At 70.2% G+C, this 2,206-nt stretch carries 1 protein-coding gene; it reads left to right on the top strand.

Annotation, left to right across the window (positions count from 1 at the left end):
• Nucleotides 1-18: 18 nt before the first annotated feature.
• Nucleotides 19-2,206 (top strand): non-ribosomal peptide synthetase (locus ACZ4VL_RS40475; RefSeq protein ID WP_468211002.1); only part of this gene is annotated, 2,188 nt, incomplete at its 3' end.

Here is a 2,206-nt window from a genome sequence, read left to right as displayed (position 1 = left end):
GCGTACGCGCACCAGGACGTGCCGTTCGAGCGCCTGGTCGAGGTCGTCAGCCCGCAGCGCTCGCTGGCCCACCACCCGCTGTTCCAGGTGATGGTGCTCTTCGACAACAACACCGAGGCATCGCTCGCGCTGCCCGGCCTCCAGGTCTCCGCGGGCGACTCCACCACGACGGTCTCGCAGTTCGACCTGTCGTTCGCCCTGTTCGAGCGCCATGACGGAGACGGCATGCCCGCAGGGATCAGCGGCGAGATCGAATACGCCTCGGACCTGTTCGACGAGGCGAGTGCCGAAGACCTGGGCGAGCGGTTCGTCCGCGTCCTCGAGGCCCTGGTGTCGGCTCCGGAGGAGCCGGTCAGCGCGGTGGACGTCCTGGGTGCGGACGAGCGGCAACGGGTGCTGGCGGAGTGGAACGACACGGCGGTGACCGGTGCTGCCGAGGTGTCGGTGGTGAAGCGGTTCGAGGCGCAGGTGGCGGCGACGCCGGATGGGATGGCGCTCACCTTCGGTGAATCCTCTTTGTCCTACGGCGAGTTGAATGCCCGGGCGAATCGGCTGGCGCGCTTTTTGGTGGAGCAGGGTGCCGGTCCGGAGAAGTTCGTGGCGGTGGTGCTGCCGCGGTCGGTGGACCTGGTGGTCTCGCTGCTGGCGGTCCTGAAGTCGGGTGCGGCTTATGTTCCGGTGGACCCGGAGTTCCCCGAGGACCGCATCGCGTACGTTCTCGAAGACTCGCGTCCGGTGCTGACGCTGACCGAAGAGGTCCTTGCGGGATTCGGCGCGGGCGACGCGTACGACGCCGGTGACCTCGGCGTGCCCGGCCATCCGAGCCGGGCCGCCTACGCGATCTACACCTCCGGATCCACGGGTCGGCCCAAGGGCGTCGTGGTCCCCGAAGGCGCGTTGGCCAACTTCCTCGGCGCGATGCAGGACCGTTTCCAACTCTCCGCCGACGACCGGATGCTGGCGGTGACGACGGTCGGCTTCGACATCGCCGGCCTGGAAATGTATCTGCCGCTCCTGAACGGCGCAGGCCTGATCCTCGCCGACCGTGAGGCGGTCAAGGATCCGTCGATCCTGGGTGCTCTGCTGAAGGCGTCGGATGCGACGGTGATGCAGGCGACGCCGAGCCTGTGGCACGCGCTCGTAGAGGCTTCGGTGGACCTGTCCGGCCTGCGGGTGTTGGTCGGTGGCGAGGCGCTGCCGTCGGATCTGGCGGTGACGCTGGCCGGGGCCGCCCGCTCGGTGACGAACCTGTACGGCCCGACCGAGACCACGATCTGGTCGACGGTCGCGGACGTGACGGCTTCGGACGCGGTGACGATCGGGCGTCCGATCGCCAACACGCGGGTGTACGTGCTGGATGCGGCCCTGCGTCCGGTGGCTCCCGGTGTGCCGGGTGAGCTGTACATCGCTGGTGAAGGCCTGGCCCGTGGCTATCTCGGTCGTCCGTCGCTGACGGCGGAGCGTTTCGTGGCGGACCCGTTCGGCTCCGCGGATGCGCGGATGTACCGCACGGGCGACCTGGTGCGTTGGACGGCCGGTGGTGTTGTGGAGTACATCGGCCGCACCGACTTCCAGGTGAAGGTGCGGGGCTTCCGCATCGAACTGGGCGAAGTCGAGTCCGCCCTGAATGCCGTGACAGGCGTGGCCGGGGCGACGGCGGTGGTCCGTGAGGACCGTCCGGGGAACCGGCAGCTGGTCGCCTACTACGTCGGCGACGCGGACCCGGCGGCGGTCCGGGCGCAGATCGCCACCGGGCTGCCGGACTACATGGTTCCGGCTGCCCTGGTGGTCCTGGACGCGTTCCCGCTGACGCCCAACGGCAAGGTCGACCGGGCGGCGCTCCCCGCACCGCAGTGGTCCACCGCCGGCAGCAGCGGCCGCCGGCCCGCCGACGCCCGCGAAGAACTGCTCTGCCAGGTCTTCGCCGACGTCCTCGACCTGCCCGCCGTCAACCCCGACGACGACTTCTTCGAACTCGGCGGCCACTCGCTGCTCGCCACCCGCCTCGTGAGCCGGATCCGTACCGCCTTCGGGCGGGAGGTCGGTATCCGTGCGGTGTTCGAGTCGCCGACGGTGGCGGGTCTGGCGTTGCGTCTGGTGGGTGCGGATGAGGCGCGGAAGGCGTTGACGGCGGGGGAGCGTCCGGCGCGGGTGCCGCTGTCGGCGGCGCAGCGTCGGCTGTGGTTCCTCCACGCGTTGGAGGGGC

The organism is Streptomyces sp. NPDC029014 (assembly GCF_055564695.1).
Note: the sequence above shows the minus strand (reverse complement) of the source record. Positions and strands in the feature narration are given on the sequence as shown.